The following is a 2,773-nucleotide window of genomic DNA, read 5'->3' on the forward strand; positions in this document are numbered from 1 at the left end:
ACCCGAATATTTCACAAATTTGCACCGACCTTGCTTGTTCCTTGATTCCACAAGCCATATTTTCTCAGTCGGTCGTAATCAAGGATACGACACTTCTTCGAAAATTTCCTCGTGAAACAAAGAACTCGACGCCCGAAGGGGTAAGTCGAGAAACCAATGCTCTGCGCAATTTCAGCACAAATTTATGAAACATTCGGGCTAAATGGTTGTGTGAAAGCCCTGCGCGATCCTGGCACAAATTTTATGAAATTTTCGGGCTGATTCGGGGACACATTTATGACGCATTCGAGTTCAAAATTAATCGTCAATTTTAACATTTTTCGGTTTCAGCAGGCAGGCGAATTCCAGGCGATGGGATGATCTGTGGTTGAACCGTGGTCGAATCGGCGCTGAGGGCTTAAAAAGTATTACAATAGCGGGCGAAACAGAATTCATGAAACAGAACCCATGAAACAAAAACCATAAAGCAGGTGAGGCGTGATAACAGAATATCTTCGAAACGGTTCAGTCGCTTTCGCCAGGTCTGGCTGGTTGAGGTGTCAAAGTGTGGCTGTGGCGACGGTGGTTTTTGGTGTCTTGTTATTCGGCGGGATGCGTGAAGAAGCTTCGGCAGCGGATAGAGAAACCGGGTGGGAAAGCCCGGTGATTCAAACCGAATTACGCGGCTTGTCGAAGGCTTCGCTGCTATTTCAAGATACCGCTCACCGGCCTTTGGTGGCGCTGTCGCCTCAGCGTCCCATGATTCCGGCTTCCACCACCAAGTTGGTTACGGCTTATCTGGCGTTGCGTCATTGGGGCGCATCGCATCGCTTTAAAACCGATTTCAAAGTGGTTAAACGTGCCTCGGACGGCGCGGTGATTTTATGGGTGAAAGGTTACGGCGATCCGTTTCTGGTGTCGGAGGCATTGCAGCGCATTGCGCGAACATTAGCCGAGTCGTTGAAATCGCAGGGTGTGGCGCGTATCGATGCGGTGTATTTGGATGCGTCCTACTTTTCACCAGGCCTGGTGTTACCCGGTCTGAGCGCAACCCTGAACCCTTATGATGCGGTGCCGAGCGCCTTGGCGGCGAATTTTAATACGCTGTTTTTGACCACCCGCCAAGGTCAAGTGGTGTCGGCGGAAGCTCAGACACCGCTCACTCCCACCGCCGCGAAGCTTGGAAAACAGACGGATTTAACCCAAGGGCGTTTTAATTTGGGGCAGGATGCGCGGGTGGGGCAGCGCTATTTTGCCGAGTTATTGAGTGCTTTTTTGAGGCGTGAGGGCATTGGGGTCGCCCGTTCGGTGGCCTGGCATGGCCTGGCGGAGGCCGATTCGCCAGGCCTGGCGGAAGTGGTGTTTTATCGTCATTACAATACGCTCAATTTGGCGGGTATGGTGCGGCCGATGATGCGTTATTCCACTAATTTTATTGCGAATCAGTTGATTTTGATGTTGGCGGCCGAGCAGTTGGGACCCCCTGCCACCGCTGAAAAAGTGGCCGAGTTAATGAACGATTCTTTGAAGCGGGCGTTTGGCTGGACGGATTTTTATCTGGAAGAGGGGGCGGGTTTGTCGCGTGCTAATCGTTTGAGTGCGCAGCAGTTGGTGGCGCTGCTGGAAGCGTTTCGGCCTTGGAAAGATTTGCTGCCGGAGGTGGAAACGGACGTGTGGGCGAAAACGGGCACCTTGCTTGGGGTGAGTGCCTTGGCGGGTTATATTGAGAATGACCAGCTTAAAAGCGACCAGGCCTGGTTACCTTTTGCATTGCTGATCAATCAGCCGGTTCCGTTGGATTTTCGCAATCGTGTGGCCTTGGCGCTCAAGCAAGGGGTGTTGGGCGCTCAATTATCGGAATCGCGTCTCAGTCAACGCCCAGAATCTTATGAGTCTGCAAACTGAGCTTCCATTGCGGGTGGCTCAGGCAATAGTCTAAAGTCGCTTTCAGGTTGCGGGCCTGAATTTCCGGGTTGGCATCGTCCATGGCTTGCAGATAAAAATGGTCGAATGCCAATCCGGCGACTTTTTCCGGCGGGCAGTCCGCTTGCGGGTACACCAGTTTCAATTCATCGCCGTTATCCAATATTAAAGGCGCATTCGCTTTGGGGCTGACGCACACCCAGTCAAGCCCTTGCGGCGCTGTTTGCGTGCCGTTGGTTTCTACGGCGATTTCAAAGCCGTAGTCATGAAAAGTATCCACCAGCGTTTGATCCACCTGAAGCAGCGGTTCGCCGCCGGTCAGCACCACAAACGGATTTGGCCAGGCCTGGCGGTTTTCGGTAGAATGGGTTTTCGGCCAAAGCGCCAGCAGGTGTTTGGCCAAATCGTCGGCGGTGTCGAATCGACCGCCGTTTTGACCGTCGGTGCCCACAAAGTCGGTGTCGCAAAACGAGCAAACGGCTTGTGCCCGATCCGCTTCTTGCCCGGTCCAAAGGTTGCAGTGGCTGAAACGGCAGAAAATCGCCGGGCGGCCGGAATGAAATCCTTCTCCTTGCAGGGAATAAAATGCTTCTTTAATGCGGTATGGCATGGTTGACTTTTGTGTGCCTCGTTTTTGTGTTGTCTCGTTGCAAAACGCTGTTTTCTGACGGCATGAGCGGGTAAAATTTGCGATGCGCCTTTTTCAAAATGCTATAATCATGAGCTATTTTTAGGCCTGAGCCAAACGTTGAATTCAACGTCATAACGTGCATTCAAGACACGAAACGGGCTGGCGGCGAGTGAAATTAGGAGAGATTATACCCATGTTGGCCAAGACCTTATACGATAAATTGTGGGACAGCCACGTCGT

General features: G+C 52.1%; 3 protein-coding genes. 2 read left to right on the top strand and 1 reads right to left on the bottom strand.

Translation table 11 applies throughout. From position 1 onward, the window contains the following. Together ACP5D0_RS08185 and ACP5D0_RS08190 are read left to right on the top strand one after the other, a co-directional pair. On the top strand, positions 1-188 hold a 188-nt coding region (locus tag ACP5D0_RS08185; RefSeq protein WP_472365188.1), incomplete at its 5' end, for a hypothetical protein. Between the two features lie 358 nt (positions 189-546). Next, complete coding sequence (locus ACP5D0_RS08190; RefSeq protein ID WP_472365190.1) at positions 547-1,884, top strand: D-alanyl-D-alanine carboxypeptidase/D-alanyl-D-alanine-endopeptidase; 1,338 nt, start codon at positions 547-549, stop codon at positions 1,882-1,884. Here the strand turns inward: ACP5D0_RS08190 and queE are convergent. After that, on the bottom strand, positions 1,847-2,512 hold the full coding sequence (queE, locus tag ACP5D0_RS08195) for a 7-carboxy-7-deazaguanine synthase (protein WP_472365191.1): 666 nt from the start codon (positions 2,510-2,512) through the stop codon (positions 1,847-1,849). The genes ACP5D0_RS08190 and queE overlap by 38 nt on opposite strands. Positions 2,513-2,773 lie beyond the last annotated feature (261 nt).

The organism is Hydrogenovibrio sp. (genome assembly GCF_049975065.1).
In the GTDB taxonomy this organism is placed as follows: Bacteria; Pseudomonadota; Gammaproteobacteria; order Thiomicrospirales; family Thiomicrospiraceae; genus Hydrogenovibrio.